The 2,083-nt window shown below is 56.1% G+C and carries 1 protein-coding gene; it reads left to right on the top strand.

What is annotated here, in order from left to right; translation table 11 throughout:
• Positions 1–65 precede the first annotated feature (65 nt).
• The gene (locus HMPREF2890_RS01180; RefSeq protein ID WP_168160392.1) at positions 66–1,154 is read left to right on the top strand and encodes a DUF4831 family protein; all 1,089 of its coding nucleotides are present in this window, start codon (positions 66–68) and stop codon (positions 1,152–1,154) included.
• Positions 1,155–2,083 lie beyond the last annotated feature (929 nt).

Genomic DNA, 2,083 nt, shown 5'->3' with positions numbered 1-2,083 from the left:
GCGAGAATGGCACTTCGTGCAACATTCTCGAATTGGTTATCTTTGTCGAAATGAGACAAAAGCTTATGAGATCATCCTTTCTACCCCTCGCCGCACTCCTCTTGACCGCCTGTACTGCCACGGCTCAGGTGCGTGTGCAGCAGTATAATGTCTCCACCCTGCCGGACAATAGCGTCGTCTATGCCCTGCCGGAGACGCACCTCTATGCGACCGTCACCTACCGGAAGGTGGTACGACAGCCGGGCGAGCTCGCTCTCTACGCCGATCGTTACCTCGGCGTGCGGGATGCGATCCTGGAGCCCTCCACCTCCTACCAGCTGGTGAGTGTTGACCTCGGGAGCTATGGCGTGCCGAGCGACTCGCTGAGATTTGCCGTGGAGATGCACCGCAATAGCAGCGCTGCCAATGTCACACTGACGGAGGATGGTCGGCTTGTGGCGGTCAATGTCACCTCTGCCATTGAGCTCCCATCCCTACCGATGGAGAAAACGATCGAGGCGGTCCGCAGTAAGGACTTCGGTGACCTGAAGAGCCTCCCGTCGGACTACATCCGCGCCACCACCACCTCCAAGCGTGCCGAGATCGCGGCACAGGAGATCTATCGCCTCCGAGACAGCCGCACGGCGGTGCTATCCGGTGAGACCGACCAGCCCTTTGCGGACGGTCAGGCACTCCGTATCGCCGTGCAGGGACTGGATGCCGCTGAGCGAAGCCTCACGGAGCGCTTCATCGGCACGACAGATACCATCACCTACGTCCGGCTCATCCGGCCACTCGACGTGGTGGAGGGGCAGCAGGTGGCGCTACGCTTCTCTGAGCGGGAGGGACTCCTCTCATCGGACGACCTGAGAGGCGAACCGATCTATCTGGACACAAAGATCACCGAGCGCGCACCGGAGCTCACCGAGAGGGATCAGAAGAAGAAGGAGAAACAGCTCCGCAAGGGCGTCGTCTATGTCGTCCCCGGCTCTGCCGACATCCGGCTCCTCTACCGCGGCAGCCGCATCGCTGGTGGCAGCTTCCCGATAGCGCAGCTCGGTTCGCTCGAGGCACTTGAGGGCGGGCTCTTCACCGACAAGCGGATGGAGACCTCCGTCCGCTTTGACCCCGCCACCGGCGCCATCCTCAAGGTCGACTCCCGTCCCCGCCAGTAGGCTGTCGCCCTTCACAGCTCCCTCTGGAATAGTAGCGCATAATTGAGAGACCAATCCTCGCCAGTTTTCTGACTGCTCGAGGATTGGCTTTTATATAGATAGAAATTCGATGACAATAAGAACTACCTGACTGACAACAGAATACAGAGACTTGGGACTTACTCTGCAAATAAGATCATCCATAGTAGGGGATGTACCTCATATATTTCTTAGACTTTGTCTCAGTGTCCTCGGGCTTGATCCTTCCCGTCTCTAATGTGTCTGCTATGATCCTCGATGCAACGGAAGAGTCATTCTTAGACAGCTCAAATCCAGTCTAATTCATTTAACTCAGAGGGTATTAGAGTCAGCGACTCTTTCAAAATCCCTAAGGCTTTTTCTTCACAGCCCATTGTAATGCTCCAATCAAAGGAGACGTACTATTTGAGCACCCTCAAGTCTACGATTTTTTCGGGCAATCAATCATATATAAAGACCATTACAAAATGGTCTTTCGCCGAAAAAGCACCGCTTTTTCGGCAGGGACTTTGCAGAATGCCCCAGATGCAAGGGACTGAGAGTGAGGGCGAAGGGAGTGTGCTTACGCACATGACCAAGCCCGAATCTCGAATGTGACGCTGCAGATGGGGTATTATGCAAAGGTCTCATATAAGCCGGTTTACTCCAGGGGTGACGCATTTGAGTGGTACAGAATTCATCCAAATCATTGTGAAGGGCGGGGAACGATGCACCCCTTGCGGGTGCCCGCTTCCTAGCCACGCGGTCGAGGGGCGTAGCCCCGATGACCCGTGGATCAGGCATCGCAATTGATCCCGACCCCGCCAGGGTGTCGCACTCATTATCTGATTGGAGAGTGCGACACCCTGGCGGGGTCGTATATCTTTTTCGGGGTCCTCTTTTCCCGCGGTCTTCGGCACTTCGTGCCTCGA

The sequence above is a fragment of the Porphyromonas sp. HMSC065F10 genome, assembly GCF_001808555.1.
Taxonomy (GTDB): Bacteria; Bacteroidota; Bacteroidia; order Bacteroidales; family Porphyromonadaceae; genus Porphyromonas_A.
Note: the sequence above shows the minus strand (reverse complement) of the source record. Positions and strands in the feature narration are given on the sequence as shown.

Bases quoted from the DNA above. Each gene is read 5' to 3' on its own strand.
- HMPREF2890_RS01180 (WP_168160392.1), top strand. From the start codon at position 66: ATGAGATCATCCTTTCTACCCCTCGCCGCACTCCTCTTGACCGCCTGT.